The sequence below is a fragment of the Guyparkeria sp. genome (genome assembly GCF_046540515.1).
Taxonomy (GTDB): Bacteria; Pseudomonadota; Gammaproteobacteria; order Halothiobacillales; family Halothiobacillaceae; genus Guyparkeria.
Genome location: NZ_JBKHFB010000024.1, coordinates 13,338 through 28,787 on the forward strand (window position 1 = coordinate 13,338; position 15,450 = coordinate 28,787).

General features: G+C 67.1%; 15 protein-coding genes. 8 read left to right on the top strand and 7 right to left on the bottom strand.

Annotation, left to right across the window (positions count from 1 at the left end):
* Nucleotides 1-2: 2 nt before the first annotated feature.
* The 4 genes from ACLFRM_RS04780 to ACLFRM_RS04795 are packed head-to-tail and all read left to right on the top strand — an operon-like array spanning nucleotide 3 to nucleotide 5,181.
* On the top strand, nucleotides 3-1,403 hold the full coding sequence (locus ACLFRM_RS04780) for a sigma-54-dependent transcriptional regulator (protein WP_410754578.1): 1,401 nt from the start codon (nucleotides 3-5) through the stop codon (nucleotides 1,401-1,403).
* Entirely contained in the window at nucleotides 1,400-2,776 is a 1,377-nt protein-coding gene (gene trkA, locus ACLFRM_RS04785; protein ID WP_410754579.1) for a Trk system potassium transporter TrkA, read from the top strand. The genes ACLFRM_RS04780 and trkA overlap by 4 nt, the downstream gene beginning before the upstream one ends.
* 18 nt (nucleotides 2,777-2,794) lie before the next feature.
* Nucleotides 2,795-4,246 carry a potassium transporter TrkG gene (locus ACLFRM_RS04790; protein ID WP_410754580.1) on the top strand — a complete coding sequence of 484 codons (1,452 nt, stop codon included), beginning with the start codon at nucleotides 2,795-2,797 and terminating at the stop codon, nucleotides 4,244-4,246.
* A complete protein-coding gene (locus ACLFRM_RS04795; RefSeq protein ID WP_410754581.1) occupies nucleotides 4,243-5,181 on the top strand; it encodes a lysophospholipid acyltransferase family protein in 939 nt (312 codons plus the stop codon). The genes ACLFRM_RS04790 and ACLFRM_RS04795 overlap by 4 nt, the downstream gene beginning before the upstream one ends.
* Here the strand turns inward: ACLFRM_RS04795 and ACLFRM_RS04800 are convergent.
* The 3 genes from ACLFRM_RS04800 to ACLFRM_RS04810 form a co-directional block, all read right to left on the bottom strand.
* Nucleotides 5,169-6,125, bottom strand: coding sequence for a lysophospholipid acyltransferase family protein (locus ACLFRM_RS04800; RefSeq protein ID WP_410754582.1), 957 nt, complete (start codon nucleotides 6,123-6,125; stop codon nucleotides 5,169-5,171). The two genes, ACLFRM_RS04795 and ACLFRM_RS04800, sit on opposite strands and share 13 nt — an antisense overlap.
* Complete coding sequence (locus ACLFRM_RS04805) at nucleotides 6,122-6,961, bottom strand: tRNA 2-thiocytidine biosynthesis TtcA family protein (RefSeq protein WP_410754583.1); 840 nt, start codon at nucleotides 6,959-6,961, stop codon at nucleotides 6,122-6,124. The genes ACLFRM_RS04800 and ACLFRM_RS04805 overlap by 4 nt, the downstream gene beginning before the upstream one ends.
* Before the next feature lie 99 nt (nucleotides 6,962-7,060).
* The gene (locus ACLFRM_RS04810) at nucleotides 7,061-7,306 is read right to left on the bottom strand and encodes a hypothetical protein (RefSeq protein ID WP_410754584.1); all 246 of its coding nucleotides are present in this window, start codon (nucleotides 7,304-7,306) and stop codon (nucleotides 7,061-7,063) included.
* A 222-nt stretch (nucleotides 7,307-7,528) separates the two neighbouring features.
* Here ACLFRM_RS04810 and pip point away from each other — a divergent pair, with 222 nt between their 5' ends.
* Both pip and dtd read left to right on the top strand, forming a co-directional pair.
* On the top strand, nucleotides 7,529-8,479 hold the full coding sequence (gene pip / locus ACLFRM_RS04815; RefSeq protein ID WP_410754585.1) for a prolyl aminopeptidase: 951 nt from the start codon (nucleotides 7,529-7,531) through the stop codon (nucleotides 8,477-8,479).
* A complete protein-coding gene (gene dtd, locus ACLFRM_RS04820) occupies nucleotides 8,476-8,925 on the top strand; it encodes a D-aminoacyl-tRNA deacylase (protein WP_410754586.1) in 450 nt (149 codons plus the stop codon). The genes pip and dtd overlap by 4 nt, the downstream gene beginning before the upstream one ends.
* Nucleotides 8,926-9,007: 82 nt before the next feature.
* On the opposite strand, the gene soxZ is transcribed toward dtd, so the two are convergent.
* The 4 genes from soxZ to ACLFRM_RS04840 all read right to left on the bottom strand — a co-directional run bounded on the left by soxZ (nucleotide 9,008) and on the right by ACLFRM_RS04840 (nucleotide 13,397).
* On the bottom strand, nucleotides 9,008-9,313 hold the full coding sequence (soxZ, locus tag ACLFRM_RS04825; protein ID WP_410754587.1) for a thiosulfate oxidation carrier complex protein SoxZ: 306 nt from the start codon (nucleotides 9,311-9,313) through the stop codon (nucleotides 9,008-9,010).
* A 57-nt stretch (nucleotides 9,314-9,370) separates the two neighbouring features.
* Nucleotides 9,371-9,841 carry a thiosulfate oxidation carrier protein SoxY gene (gene soxY / locus ACLFRM_RS04830; protein WP_410754588.1) on the bottom strand — a complete coding sequence of 157 codons (471 nt, stop codon included), beginning with the start codon at nucleotides 9,839-9,841 and terminating at the stop codon, nucleotides 9,371-9,373.
* Nucleotides 9,842-10,017: 176 nt separating this feature from the next.
* Nucleotides 10,018-11,373, bottom strand: coding sequence for a sigma-54-dependent transcriptional regulator (locus ACLFRM_RS04835; protein ID WP_410754589.1), 1,356 nt, complete (start codon nucleotides 11,371-11,373; stop codon nucleotides 10,018-10,020).
* A complete protein-coding gene (locus ACLFRM_RS04840) occupies nucleotides 11,370-13,397 on the bottom strand; it encodes an ATP-binding protein (protein WP_410754590.1) in 2,028 nt (675 codons plus the stop codon). Before ACLFRM_RS04840 ends, ACLFRM_RS04835 begins: the two co-directional genes overlap by 4 nt.
* Between ACLFRM_RS04840 and bioF the strand changes: the two genes are divergently transcribed.
* Both bioF and ACLFRM_RS04850 read left to right on the top strand, forming a co-directional pair.
* The gene (bioF, locus tag ACLFRM_RS04845) at nucleotides 13,378-14,625 is read left to right on the top strand and encodes an 8-amino-7-oxononanoate synthase (RefSeq protein ID WP_410754591.1); all 1,248 of its coding nucleotides are present in this window, start codon (nucleotides 13,378-13,380) and stop codon (nucleotides 14,623-14,625) included. The genes ACLFRM_RS04840 and bioF overlap by 20 nt on opposite strands.
* Nucleotides 14,626-14,788: 163 nt before the next feature.
* Nucleotides 14,789-15,442 (top strand): OmpA family protein, encoded by a 654-nt coding sequence (locus tag ACLFRM_RS04850; protein ID WP_410754593.1) that lies wholly within the window; start codon nucleotides 14,789-14,791, stop codon nucleotides 15,440-15,442.
* Nucleotides 15,443-15,450 lie beyond the last annotated feature (8 nt).

Consider the following 15,450-nt stretch of genomic DNA (forward strand, 5'->3'; position numbering starts at 1 on the left):
GAATGAGTATCGGACACATCCTGGTCGTCGACGACGAGAGCGAGATCCGCAACCTGCTGGTCGACGTGCTCGAGGACGAGGGATTCACCGTCAGCAGCGCGGCCGACGCGGTCGAAGCGCGCGGCTCGATCGCGGTACGCCGCCCCGACCTGATCCTGCTGGACATCTGGATGCCGGGCACCGACGGCATCGGGCTGTTGCGTGAATGGCACGAGCGCGACCAGTTGGTCTGGCCGGTGATCATGATGTCCGGCCACGGCACGGTGGAGACGGCCGTCGAGGCCACCCGGCTTGGCGCGTTCGACTTCATCGAGAAACCCATCTCGCTCGACAAGCTCCTGCTGCTGATCGAGCACGCGCTCGACAACCGTCGCCTGGCGCAGGAGAACGCGGTTCTCAAGCGCGGTGAGATCGATCCGCTCGATCTGATCGGCGACTCCGAGTACATGCGGGGGCTGCGCGAGCAGGCGAAGAAGATCGCCGACCACGACGCCTGGGTGCTGATCTCCGGTGAGCCGGGCACCGGCAAGCAGGCACTGGCACGCTTTATCCACCGGCAATCGGCCCGGCGGCACTTCCCGTTCGTGGATACCGGCGGCAGCGCGGTCTCCGGGCGACAGAACGCCGCGGTGGAGCTGTTCGGCGCCGAGGAGGAAGGTCGAATCCGCTACGGCCTGCTCGAGCAGGCCAACGGCGGCACGCTGTTCATCGCCGAGGCCGCCGACATGGACGAGCAGACCCAGATGCAGCTGATCTCGGCGCTCGAGAGCCAGTCGTTCTTCCGTGTCGGTGGCAATGAGCCGGTACGGGTCGACGTGCGCGTGATCGCCGCGACCCGCAAGGACCTCGAGGCCGAGGTGCGCGCCGGCAATTTCCGCGAGGACCTCTACTACCACCTCTCGGTGGTGCCGGTGCACATCGAGCCGCTGCGCGAGCACCCCGAGGACGTTCCGGTGCTGCTCTCCCACTATCTCGAGACGGCCCACAAGGTCGAGGGGCTGCCGCGACGCGAACTGACCATCGGCGCGCGCAACCTGCTGCGCTACCACCACTGGTCGGGCAATGTCCGTGAACTCAAGAACCTGGTCCAGCGGCTGTTGATCCTTGGCAGCGGCGAGGTGATCGACGAGCAGGAGGTCCAGCGGGCGCTCGGCCAGGCGCCGATGGACGAGGCGGGCGAGGACAACGGCCCGGCACTGGTGTCGCTCAACCTCGACCTGCCGCTGCGCGAGGCGCGTGACGAATTCGAGCGCCGCTACCTGCTCGCCCAGCTGAAGAACGTCGACGGCTCCATGACCGAGCTCTCCCGGCGCACGGGCATGGAACGCACCAACCTGTATCGCAAGCTCAAGTCCCTGGGCATTCAGACCGGCGGCGAACGCTCCACGGGGACCAGCGCATGAAGGTGATCGTGCTGGGAGCCGGCCAGGTCGGCAGCTCGGTGGCCACCGCGCTGGCCACGGAGACCGACAACTCGGTCACGGTGGTCGACACCGACGCCGAGGCCCTCAACTGGCTCCAGGAGCGGCTGGATATCCGCACGGTGACCGGATTGGGTTCTCACCCGAGCGTGCTCCAGGAGGCGGGGGCGGGGGATGCCGATATCCTGATCGCGGTGACGCATTCGGACGAGACCAACATGCTCGCCTGCCAGATCGCCTGGACGCTCTTTCACACCCCAACCAAGATCGCGCGCATCCGCGTGACCGACTACCAGGACCACCCGGCGCTGTTCGACAACGCGGCCATCCCGGTCGACTTCATCATCAGCCCGGAGCGCCTGATCAAGGACTACATCGCCCGGCTGATCGAGTATCCGGACGCCCTGCAGGTGCGTGAGTTCGGTGACGGCAAGCTGCTCCTGATCGGCATGGAGGTAGACCGCGGCGGGCCGATGGTGGGTGAGCCGATCCACCGGCTGCGCGAGTTGCTGCCGGGCATCGAGACCCGCGTTGCGGCAATCTACCGCCATGACACATCGGTGCCGCCGGAGGGTGACACGCGACTGCTGGCCGGCGACGAGGTGTTCTTCCTGGCCCGACGCGGCGACATCCGCCGCGTGATGAGCGTCATGCGGCCGCTGGACAACCCCTACAAACGGATCATGATCGCCGGTGGCGGCAATATCGGCGGGGCGCTCGCGGGCAAGCTCGAGGGCGACTACCAGGTCAAGCTGATCAGTCACAACCTGCGCCGGGCGCGCGAGCTGTCGGCCGAGCTCGACCGCAGCATCGTGCTTTCCGGCAATGCCTCGGACACCGAACTGCTCGAGGAAGAGAACATCGAGGACATGGATGTCTTCCTCGCCCTGACCAACGACGACGAGGACAACATCCTCGCCGCCATGCTGGCCAAGCGCCTCGGCGCGCGGCGGGCGATGTGCATCGTCAACCGTACCGAGTACGTCGATCTCATCGAGATGGGCTCGATCGATATCGCGCTCTCTCCGCACCAGATCACCATCGGCGAGGTGCTCACGCACCTGCGTCGTGGCGACGTGGTCAGCGTGCACTCCCTGCGCCGCGGCGCGGCCGAGGCGATCGAGGTGATCGCCCGTGGTGACGAGAGCACCTCGCGGGTGGTCGGCCGACGCATCGATGCGCTCGATCTGCCGCGCGGCACCACCATCGGCGCAATCCTGCGCGACGACGAGTTGCTGATCGCCCATCACGACACGGTAATCCGGTCGGACGACCACGTGGTGCTGTTCCTGACCGACAAGCGCCGTATCGAGGAGATCGAGCAGTTGTTCTCGGTCGGTTTCGGCTTTTTCTAGGGCCGGGCGCGAGATCCCATGCAACTACTGATCGTCATCCGTATTCTCGGCATCCTGCTGATGGTGTTCGGCCTGACCTTCATCCCGCCGTGGCTGGTCGGTTGGGTGATGGGTGATGCCGACCTGTCGCCCTTCACGCTGAGTTTCGTTATCAGCGTGACGCTCGGCGGCATCCTCTGGGGGTTGACGCGCAACTATCGCCGCGAACTCAAGCTGCGCGACGGGCTGCTTATCGTGGTGTCGTTCTGGGTGGTCCTGGGACTGATCGGATCGACGCCCTTCTACCTGCAGCCCGAGTTGGGGCTGGGCTTTCCCCAGGCGGTGTTCGAGTCCGTCTCGGGGATCACCACAACCGGGGCGACGGTGATCACCGGGCTCGACGAGCTGCCGCGCTCGCTGCTGTTCTATCGCCAGCAGCTCCAGTGGCTGGGCGGGCTGGGGATCATCGTGCTGGTGGTCGCCTTCCTGCCGCTGCTGGGCGTCGGGGGCATGCAACTCTACAAGGGCGAGATGACCGGCCCGATCAAGGATTCGCGTCTCTCGGGGCGGATCTCGGAGACCGCCAAGGTGCTCTGGCTGGTCTACAGCGGCATCACCGCGCTCTGCGCCATGGTCTACAAGATCGGCGGGATGAACTGGTTCGATGCAGTCAGCCACGCCTTCACCACCGTGGCCACCGGCGGGTTCTCCACCCACGACGCGAGCTTCGGCTATTTCCAGAGCCCGAGCATGCAGGTTGCCGCCATGGTCTTCATGATCCTGGGCGCCCTGCCGATGGCGCTGCATTTCATCGCCTTGCGCCACGGCTCTCTGCGCGCCTACTGGAAGAGCGCCGAGGTGCGGTTCTATTTCGGCTGGATGGCGGCGGTCGCGGCGATTGTGGTCTTGTTCTTCCTCGCCAACTGGCCCGAGGGCGGCTGGATCGACACGGTGCGCCTGAACCTGTTCAACCTGATCTCGTTCGCCACCACCACCGGCTACACCGCCACCGATCACACCGCCTACGGGCCCTTCCTGATGCTGCTGCTGGTGATGACCGCGGTGATCGGCGGTTGCGCGGGGTCGACCACCGGCGGCATGAAGTCGGTGCGCGTGATGCTGCTCGCACGCCAGGGGATCCACGAGGTGCGTCGCCTGATCCATCCGCACGCGGTGTTCGTCATTCGTCTGGGCGGTCGGCCGCTCGATCCGGGCGTGATCAGCGCCGTGTGGGCCTTCTTCGCCGCCTGGATGTTCACCTTCCTGTTCTTCTTCTTTGCCATGCTGTTCACCGGCATGGACATCGAGTCGGCACTGGGCGCGGTGCTGGCCACGCTGACCAACCTCGGTCCGGGTATCGGCTCGGTGGCGAGCAACTTTGCCGGTGAGTCCGATACGGTGCTTTGGCTGGGCATGGCGGCGATGATCCTCGGTCGTCTCGAGATCTTCACCGTGCTCGCCATCCTGCTACCGATGTTCTGGCGCCGATGAGGCGGAAAACGGTCAGCGTCGGCCCGTCGGCCTTCCGGCCCGGGCTGCTTGCTCCGCGGTACTGGCCGACCTGGTTCGGGCTCGGCCTGCTCTACCTGCTCGCCCTGGGTGGTCATCCGTTGCGCCGTGGCGTGGCACGGCTGGCGGCCGGCCTGTACCGGCGGGTCAACCCGCGCCGGGCGGGCATCATCGCGACCAATCTGCGCCTGTGCTTCCCGCACCAGTCGGCCGAGACCCGCGAGGAGTGGCTGCGCCGTTACCTGGAACGGCACATGCTCGCCCTGCTGGATCTCGGGCGGATCCGTCGTGCCCGCAGCGGCGAGCTGACCCGCCAGACCGAGGTCGAAGGACAGGCGGTGTTGGAGCGGCTGCGCGCCGAGCCCGGCCTGATCCTGACCGTGCATAGCGTGGGGCTGGAATGGGCGGCGGCCATGCTGGCCGAGACGGTCCCGGGCTCGACCATCTACAAGCCGTTTGCCGCCAACCCGGTGGTCGACTGGTGGTTCGGCGGCATGCGTACCCGACACGGCACCGAGGCGCTGCCGCGCGAGCGCGGCATGGGGCCGCACCTCAAGGCCCTGCGCTCCGGGCGGAGCTTCTTCTACATCGCCGACGAGGACCTGGGCGCCGAGCACAGCGTCTTCGCGCCGTTCTTCGGCGTGGAAAAGGCGACGTTGCCGCTGGCGGGCAAGCTCGCGCGCGCCAGCGGCCGGCCGGTCTACCCGGTGATCGGGCAGCTCGACGAGGTCACGGGGCGCTACCGGCTGCACTTTCTCGACCCGGTCGAGCTGCCCGCAACGGCCGATCGCGAGGCCGCCGCCGCGATCAACCGCGTGATCGAGGAGCTGGTGATCGACGACCCGGCGCAGCTGATGTGGTCGCTCAAGTACTTCAAGACCACGCCGCCGGGCGAGGCGGACCGCTACCGGGACTGATCGGCATCCACTCCCGCGCGTGCCTCGCGTCGGGCCCGCCCACTGGCCTGTCGGCGGAAGCGGCGGTAGGTCCACTGGTACTGGGCCGGGCCCTCGCGCACGACCCGCTCGACCTCGCGGTTGAGCGCCGCGGCGGCCTCGACGGGATCATCATGGTCGATGGGCTCGGTGACCGGCTCGTAGTGGATGCGAAATCCCGCCGCGTCGGGCAGCCGCTCGGCCCAGCCGGTGAAGGCGGCCGCGCCCGTGCGTTGCGACAGCGTGCGGATCAGGGTCATGGTCAGCGCCGGCTGGTCGAAGTAGGGGGCGGTGACGCCCTCGCCGTGGCTTGGCGCCTGGTCGGGCAGGATGGCGACCAGCTCGCCGCGCTTGAGGGCGCGCAGGGCCTTGCGCACCCCGCGCAGATTGGCCGGGGCCATGTCGGAACCGAAGGCCGAACGCACCTCCACCAGCAGGGCCTCCATGGCCGGCTCGCGTGGCGGGCGATACATGACGGTGGTCGGGGTGCGCAGGCCCGTCATCAGGCCACCCAGTTCCCAGTTGCCCATGTGCGGAGCGAGAAGGATCGCCCCGTTTCCCGCCTGCAATGCCTGTTCGATCTTCTCGAAGCCGGGCATGTCCGTCACCACCGACTCGATTCGCTCGCGGGGCCAGCGCCAGGCCGCGCCGGTCTCGATCAGCCCCATGCCGGTCTCGATCAGGCTGCGCCGGGCCAGGCGGCGGCGCTCGGTCTCGTCGAGCTCCGGCAGGCATCTGGCGAGGTTCTCCTCGACGGTGCGACGGGTCTTGCCGTTGACCAGCCAGAATATCCGTCCGACTGCCCGGCCGAGCCGTTGCGCCCCGGCGAGCGACAGCCCGCCGAGCAACCGCAGCAACAGGCGCGCGGCGCCCAGGCGCAGTCGGCCGCGCAGCCGGTAGCCGAAACCGTCCCGCCGCCGGCTCACGACTGCCGGACCGCGGGCAACGGTGCCGCCCGCGCCTCGGCGTGCGCGATGGCCCGCTCGGCGCCGTCGGCTACCAGCGGGGCGATGGCCGACTTGAGCGAGTGGAACAGCTGGCCGTTGTCGTGCTCCTCGCCGGCGAGCAGCTGCTTGAAGTGCTCGCGCTGGGTGGGCATGGCGAAGCAGGCGGGGCAGTTGTCGTCGATCACCGGCAGTTCGAAACGGCGGGCGAAGTCGACCAGGGCCGATTCGCGCACGTCCACCAGCGGGCGAATGATGCGCACGTCACCGGCGTCGTTGAGGTAGTGCGCCTTCATGGTGTTGAGCTTGCCGCCGTGGAACGCGCTCATGAGGAAGCTCTCGGCGAGATCGTCGAGGTGCTGTGCCAGTGCCAGCACGTTGAAGCCTTCCTCGCGGGCGACTCGATAGAGCAGCCCACGCTTGAGCCGCGAGCAGAACGAGCAGTAGGAATCGCCGCTCATGTGCTCGTCGGCGAGCGAGACGATATCCTCCCGCACCCGGTAATGGCGGACGCCCAGGGAGGCAAGGTAATCGCCCAGCGGACCGGGGTCGAAGCCGGGCACCATCGGGTCGACGGTGATCGCGGCGATCTCGAAGTCGATCGGTGCGCGTCGTTGGACGTGTCGCAGGATATGCAGCAGCGAGAGCGAGTCCTTGCCGCCGGACAGGCCCAGCAGCACCCGGTCGCCGTGGTGCAGCATCTGGTAGTGCATCAGGGTGCGTGCGACCTGTTTCTGCAGGCCGCGCCCCGGTTTGGCCCAGCGCGACGCGGGCACGGTGGTGGCGTCGATCGGTTGGTTCGTCAGGATAACGGGCATGTGACGGATCGAGACTGTCGTTGGCGTGAGCCGGCCATCTTACCAGTCGCGGGCGGTGGCGACGCTGGCGGGGTGCCTGCTGTTCTCGCCCGGGGCGGGTCACTTCTCGTAGATCGGCCGACCCCGGTAGTAGCCACGAATGCGTGGGGATGCGCCGTCGGTATCGGGAGCGGGCTGGTCGAGCCGGGCGACCAGTTCGCGCACCGCCGGGTCGTCGCAGGCCTGTGCGAGTCGCCGCAGGCGCGCCTCCACGCCGTACCGCTCCATGTCGATCGTGATCCCCATCTCCTTTTCCAGGGCGCGCTTGAGTTCGACCAGGCGTTGCATGTACTCGCGTTGTGACATGGGAGCCTCCACTGATGTCGTGTGGGCTGCAAAGCAATATCCGCACCATGGCCGCCTTGGCGCGCCCGTCGCGTTGCGGATGTGGCTGCTGTGGCCCTCCTGCACCGGCAAGGCGCAAAGGGCGGTCGCGTTTGCGCGGTCACGAGGCAGGCGGTGCGGCGCGCTACACTGGACGTGGCCCTTGCGCCCCCCGTTCACCGTCGTCACCCGAGGTCCGTTTGCATGCGCACGCTCTATCCCCCGATCGAACCCCTGGTCAATCACAGCCTCCCGGTCGGCGACGGCCACGTCATGCATGTCGAGGAATGCGGTCGGCTGGCCGGCCAGCCGGTGCTGTTCCTGCATGGCGGGCCGGGGGCAGGCTGCACGCCGATGCATCGACGGTTCTTCGATCCCGACCGGTACCGGATCATACTGCCCGATCAGCGTGGGGCGGGGCGCTCGACGCCGCATGCGGGGCTCGAGGCCAATACCACCGCTCACCTGATCGCCGACATGGAACGGGTGCGCGAGACGCTGGAGATCGACCGCTGGCTGGTCTTCGGCGGCTCCTGGGGCTCGACCCTCGCGCTGGCCTACGCCCAGGCCCACCCCGAGCGGGTGACCGGGCTGATCCTGCGCGGCGTGTTTCTCTGCCGTCGCCAGGATATCCGCTGGTTTTACCAGGACGGCGCTTCGCATGTCTTCCCCGACTATTGGCAGGACTACCTCGAGCCTATCCCGGCCGAGGAGCGCGACGATCTGGTCACCGCCTTCCACCGCCGGCTAAACGGCGAGGACCAGATCACCCAGTACCACGCGGCCCGGGCCTGGTCGGTCTGGGAGGGGCGTTGCGCCACGTTGCGTCCGGAGTCCGAGGTGGTCGATTACTTCGCCGATGCCCACCACGCCCTGTCGATCGCCCGGATCGAGAACCACTACTTCATGAACGACGCGTTTCTCGACACGCCCCTGCTCGACGGCATGGATCGCATTGCCCACCTCCCGGGGCATATCGTGCACGGTCGTTACGACATGGTCTGCCCGATCGACCAGGCGTTCGCCCTGCACGAGCGCTGGCCGACTGCGGGCTTGGAGGTGATCGACGATGCCGGGCACGCGGCGAGCGAGGCCGGCATCATCGACGCCCTGGTGCGCGCCACGGATCGCTTTGCCGACGAGGGGCGATCATGATCGCCCTGATCCAGCGGGCGCGACGTGGCGCGGTGCGAGTGGATGAGACGGTGGTCGGCGAGATCGGTGCGGGGCTGGTGTGCCTGGTGGGCGTGACGCGGGGCGACGCGCAGGCACAGGCCGAGCGACTCGCCGAGCGGGTGCTCAACTACCGGGTGTTTGCCGACGAGGCCGGTCGCATGAACCGGTCGGTGCGCGAGGCGGGTGGCGGCGTGCTCGCCGTGCCGCAGTTCACCCTGGCGGCGGATACCCGGCGCGGCAACCGGCCCAGCTTTACCCCCGCGGCCGATCCGTCGGAAGCCGAGGCGTTGTTCGGTCACTTCGTGGCGGCCCTCGAGCGTCACCATGCCGGGGAGGTGGCGACGGGCCGCTTCGGTGCCGACATGCAGGTCGAACTGGTCAACGACGGGCCGGTGACCTTCTGGCTCGAGGTCCGGCCCGGCTGACCGCGGGAATCGATCTGAGGCGACACGCACGAAAAAGGCCCGCCGAATGGCGGGCCTTGTCTTTTCCGAGGGTCAGTCTGCCTTAGGCAGCCTGGGTCGCCTCGTCGGAGTCACCGGTGTTGGATTTCCAGGTGATCTTCACTTCGTCACCTTTCTTGCCCGGAACCTTGATGTTCAGGTACGGGTTCTTGGAAACACCTGCGGACAGGTTGGCGTCCATGACGTTCTCGCCGTTGACTTCAACGGACATGGTCTCGATGTAGTCAGCCGGGATCTTCTCGCCGGTGGACTTGTCTTCGCGGTTGCCGGTTTCCATCGGGTGACGGATCAGGGCCTTCACGTCCAGGACGTCGCCGGCCGGAGAGATGCGCATGCGGATAGTAGACATAATCTATACCTCTTGGGTTATCTGTCTGTAATCAATGACTTCGGGTTCAGAGGCTGATTAGCCGCCGCAGCCACCGATGGTTACCTTCACTTCCTTGCCGGCCTGGTACAGCTTGCCGCCAGCGTGAACAACGGCGGTCACGTCGTCGGTCTCGCCCATACGGATACGGGTGGAAACGAACGGGTTGGCACCGTTCAGGTTGAAGGAAGCGATCAGCGGGGTCGGGTTCTTCGAGACGAAGAAGGCGACCTTGTCGGTGTCGGAGATCTTGGACTCCAGGGTGACCGGAACAACGGCGCCGTTCTCGGCGATGTCCGGGGCCTTGACGGTGATGTCGTCGGAGTCGGCGAGGTCAGAAGAACCGAACAGCTCGTTCAGGGCGTTGTCCATGCTCTCGGCCTTGAAAGCGGCCTTCGGCCACTCGGCGGCCATGACGGCACGCGGGGAAAGCAGGCCGGCACCAACAGCCAGGCCAGCAGCACTGGCAGCGAGGCTGCCCTTCAGAAATACGCGACGCTTGGTTTGCATATCTTAACTCCTCGTTAATGTGTGGGTGTCCACGCCCCCTATGAAGCATGGCCCGTGCCAAATTGATAACATGTTGAAAATGAAGATATTTGCGGCCCGGCGTCGTCCGTTGCAAGTTGCAATCTGCAATCTTCGGTGGCGCGATGTTGCAAAGATCGGCCACCGGCTCGCGCCGGTCACTTCTTTTCGTAGCTCTGGAGTTTGCGCCAGAGGGTGGATTTGTTGATGCCGAGGATGTTGGCGGTCTTCTCGCGGTTGCCCTCGGCGTAGGCCAGCGTCTTTTCGATGTAGCGTCGCTCGAGTTCCTCGAGCGTGGGGCGGTCGGCATCGATGGCCGCGGCGCCCGCGTTTCCGTTGCCGGGTGCGGTGTCCTCGCCGACCAGGTCGAGGTCGATCTCCTCGCTGTCGGACAGGGCCACGGCCCGCTCGATGGCGTTCTTCAGTTCGCGGACGTTGCCGGGCCAGGGGTAATCGAGGATCGCCCGCTCGGCGCGCTCGGTCAGCCGCCTGGCCGGCCGCCGGAAACGTCCGGCGAACTCGTCGATGAAATGCTGGGCCAGCACCGGGATGTCTTCGCGCCGTTCGCGCAGCGGCGGCATTTGCAGGCGCACCACGTTGAGACGATGGTAGAGGTCGTGGCGGAAGGTGCCTTCGCGCACCATCTCGGCGAGGTTGCGGTTGCTCGCGACGATGAAGCGCACGTCGATGGGAATGGTCTGCACCCCGCCCACGCGGGTGATCTCCTGCTCCTGGACAACCCGCAGCAGCTTGACCTGCATGGCGTCCGAGATATTGCCGATCTCGTCGAGGAAGACCGTGCCGCCGCTGGCGACCTCCAGCAGGCCGGGCTTGGCCGTGTTCGCACCGGTGAACGCGCCCTTCTCGTGACCGAACAGCTCGTTCTCCAGCAGGGTGTCGGTCAGCGCACCGCAGTCGATCACGATGTAGGGCGTGCCGGCGAAGTCCGAGCGCTCGTGCGTGGCGCGGGCGGCCAGTTCCTTGCCCGAGCCGGACTCGCCCTCGATCATCACGTTGATGCGCACGTCGCGGATCTTGTCGATGATGTGGTAGATCGCCTCGATCGCCTTCGACTGGCCGAGCATGGCGCGTTCGGTCGAGTCGGCCGTCGCGGCCGGCTCGGTGGGCCCTTCCTCGAGCAACCGGCGTACCAGGTCGATCAATTCCTCCGGGTCGTAGGGCTTCTTGACGAAGTCGCTTGCCCCCAGCCGCAGGGCCTGGATGGCATTGTCGATGGTGGAATAGCCCGTGATCAGGATCACCGGAAGCTCGGGCCATTCGCCGCGCAGCCATTCGAGGAACTCGAGCCCGTTCATGCCGGGCATCTTGAGGTCCGAGATCACCAGGTCCACCGGGTGGTCGGCCAGCCAGGACTGGGCGGCCTCGACCGACTGGAAGCCGTGCACCGTCAGTCCTTCCGTGTGCGCGTAGCGCGTGAACAGATCCGAGGCGCGCTCGTCGTCGTCGACGAAGGCAATGACCGGTGGGGTATCGGTTGACCTGGCTGTCGTCATGGCGTGGGATTCGATTGCGTGGATTTGGAGGCAGTGGATGTCTTGTTCGTTCGCGCGATGCGCGGACGTGTCTTGTGGCGCGGCAGCACCACCCGCGCCAGCACGCCGGTGGCCTCGGGTTCGCCGGCATCGCGGCGGTTTTCCAGCGTCAGCTCGCCGCCGTGGTACTGCACGATCCCCAGGCTGATCGACAACCCCAGGCCCGTGCCTCGATCGACCGCCTTGGTGGTGAAGAACGGATCGAAGATCTGTTCGATCACCTCCGCCGGCAGGCCGCTGCCCTCGTCGCGGATCTCGATCCGGACGCTCGATTCGAGGCATTCGGCCTGGATCAGTATATGCCCGCCGACGGGGCTGGCGTGGATGGCGTTGCGCACCAGGTTGGCGATGACCTGCTCCATCTGGCCGGGGTCGAACTCGGCCTCGCAGCGTGCGGTTGCGCTGAGTAGCGCCAGGTGCACGTCGGCCTCCATGGCCTCCGGTTCCATGCGTTCGATCACCTCCTCGAGCCAGCTGGCGACCGCGACGGTCTGGTGTTCGGGGGGAAGCTGGCGGGCGAAGTTCATCACGCCGCGCACGATACGGCTGGCGCGGTGCGCCTCGGCGCGCAGGTCGTTTATGTCCTCGCGCACACCCGGCTGATCGGGGGGCAGCTGGCGTTCGATCAGCCGGGTGAGGGTGAGGATGTTGTTGAGCGGGTTGTTGATCTCGTGACCGATACCGGCGGCCATCTCGCCGATCGAGGCCAGCTTGGCCTGCTGTAGTGCCTTTTTCTCCGCGCGATCGCGTCGCCTCGCCTCGTTGGCGAGCTGCTCGGTGAGATAGCGGAACGAGGCCTGCAGTTCGTGGACCTCGGTGGTGCGCGAGTCCACCGGGATGGGACGGTCGCGAACGCCGTCGGCGAAGCGCTTGAGGCTCTCGGACAGCCGGATGATCGGCCGGGAGAAGTAGCGCGCCCCGAGACCGGCGAACAGCAGGCTCATCACCAGCGCGAGCAGCCCGAAGCCGAACAGGCTCAGGCGAATGTCACGGAACGGCGCGGTGGTGATGTCGGCCGGCAGCTTGAACACCACGAACCACGACGTGAGGCTGTGCGGATAGGGATGATATTCCTGATAGTAGTAACGGGTCTCGCCGTCCCGGCTGAGATAGGCGCCGTTCGACTTCGCCACGGCGGCATCCCAGAACCCGCCGTCATCGATGCGGCGGGCATCGGGCTGACCGTCGGTGGTGCCGTTCTCGAACGGGCTGATAAAGCCGATCTCGCGCTGGTCGTCGAACAGGATCATGCCGTCGCGTGACGGCGTGCCCGGGTTGTGCTCGATGATCATCACCTTGCCGTCCCGCGGGCGGGGCGAGAACGACAGGATCTCGTCGAGCTGCTCGCCGAAGGTGTTGACCACCACGTAGCCGGCGGTACGGTCGTCGACGTTGCGCAGGGGGCGTACCGCGTAGAGGGTGCTGGGCTCGCGACCGGGCAGGGCGTCACCGAACATCAGCGGCAGGGTCATGAAACTGATCTGGTCGGATGGCAGGCGCTCCAGTCGTCGCAGGAAGCGGTCGTTGTCGAACTCCTCCTCGACGTAGTTGACCTGCCCGAGGCTGTCGAAGGCGGGCGAGGCGACCCGCCCGAGGGTGACCTTGATCACCGTGTTGCCGGCCGCATCGAGAATGCGGATACTCCCCAGGCCCGGCACGGTCCGCTGCAGGCCGGCCAGAAAGCGGTTGGCGTTGATGCGCATCGAGGTCAGCTCGGGGTGGCGAATGCCCATCGACGAGGCCATCAGGGCATTGAGCATCGTCTGGATTTCCTGCGACTGGCCGATGCCCTCGACCACCTCGCGCTCGTAGCGCATCCGGTTGCTCATCTCGCCGATCAGCGAGTCGATGTTCTCGTCGATCTCGCGGCTGACTTCCTTCTGGAACCGCTGTTCGCTGTAGCTGGTCACTCCCCACACCAGCAGCACCAGCGGCACCAGGGTGGCGGTGAATGTCCACAGGAAGATGTTGACCGGCAGACGCATGCGGGCGAGCCTCGGGGTGCGTCCGGCCGATGGCCGGCGCTTGGATTACGGTGAGGTTGACGCTATCACAAAGCATGACTGGACACAGTGGCTCGACGAGCGCGCCGCGGCGGGGCTGACTCGGCGATTGGCGGTGGCCGGATCGCCGCAGGGCCCGCGCATGCGGATCGACGGACGCGAGCGCCTGGCCTTCTGCAGCAACGATTACCTCGGGCTGGCCAACGACCCGCGGCTGGCCGCCGCGATGCACGCGGGCATCGACCGCTACGGGGTCGGCGCCGGTTCGGCTCACCTGATCAACGGTCACTTCGAGCCCCATGATCGGCTCGAGGCCGAACTGGCCGACTGGCTGGGCGTGGACGCCGTGCGATTGTTCTCCACCGGCTACATGGCCAACCTCGGTGTGGTCGGGGCCCTGATGGGGCGCGGCGACACCGTGATCGCCGATCGACTCGACCACGCCTCGCTGATCGACGCCGTGCAATTGTCCGGCGCCCGCCTGTCCCGCTATCGCCACAACGACCTGACCGATCTCGAGGCCCGTCTCGAGCGCGCGCGCGGCGAACGCATGATCCTGACCGACGGGGTCTTTTCCATGGACGGCGACGTCGCGCCGCTCGCCGAGCTGGTCGAGCTGGCGGAACGATTCGACGCCTGGCTCGTGGTCGACGAGGCGCATGCCTTCGGCGTGCTGGGCCGGGCCGGGCGGGGCAGTTTCGAGGCGGCCGGGATCGTGCCCGGCGAGAGGGTGTTGCGGGTCGGCACGCTGGGCAAGGCCTTCGGCACGGCCGGTGCGTTCGTCGCGGGTGCCGCCGAGCCGCTTGACGTGCTGCTGCAGCGGGCGCGCACCTACCTGTTCACCACGGCCCAGCCGCCGGCCATCGCCGAGGCCTCGCGCGCCGCCCTGGCGGTCGTGCGGGACGAGCCATGGCGCCGCGATCACCTCGCCGACCTGGTCGTGCGGTTCCGCGCGGGGCTCAGCGGGATCCAAGGGCTCGAGCCGATGCCGTCTTCCACGCCGATCCAGCCGCTCGTGGTCGGTGATGCCGACCGGGCGCTGGCGATGGCCGAGCGCCTCGCCGAACGAGGTCTGCTGGTGCCGGCGATCCGTCCGCCGACCGTCCCGGCCGGCGGTTCGCGTTTGCGCGTGACCTTCAGTGCCGCCCACGAGCTGTCCGATCTGCATGAACTGCTGTCTGTCCTGCGCGAATACACTACTATCGACTGACCATCCCGAGCGTTCTGTCGTGAAGCGGTCGGGAACCATACGGGTCGCCCGCGGTCTCAGCGGGCGCCCGCCAGTCGGCCCCATCCCGGCCGCGTGGCACATGCGCCGGACCAAAGGGTCGAGGGACCGTCCGGGTCCGGTCGATATGCAAGGAGAGACGAACATGAAACGCATGACATTGATCGCCGTTGCCGCCAGCGCGCTGGCGTTGGCCGGCTGTGCACAGAACCCGTACACCAGCGAACAGGACAAGACCGCCAAGGGGGCGACCATTGGCGCGGGCGCCGGGGCGATCCTCGGTAACGTGATCGCCGGTTCGGGCAACAAGACCGGCGGCACCCTGATCGGTGCCGCTGTGGGTGCCTCTGTCGGTGGCCTGGTGGGCCGCCAGATGGACGAGCAGGAACGCCAGCTGCGCCAGGAAATGGAAGGCACCGGCGTGGACGTCCAGCGCCAGGGCGACACCATCCGCCTGCAGGCCCCCGAGTCGATCACCTTCGACACCGACAGCGCCGACATCAAGCCGCAGTTCCGCGAGGCACTGGATCAGTTGTCCGCTTCGATCCGCGAGTATCCGAACACCGTCGTTCGCGTCGAGGGGCACACCGACTCGACCGGCTCGGCAAGTTACAACCAGGACCTGTCGCTCAACCGCGCGCAGAGCGTGACGACCTACCTCGCCCGCTCCGGGGTGGATTCCAACCGCCTGCAGCCGGTCGGTTACGGCTTCAGTCGTCCGATCGCGACCAACGATACCGCCGAGGGCCGGGCTCAGAACCGTCGGGTGGAGATCCTGATCCTGCCCCGGGAAGAGTAAGCCCGGGA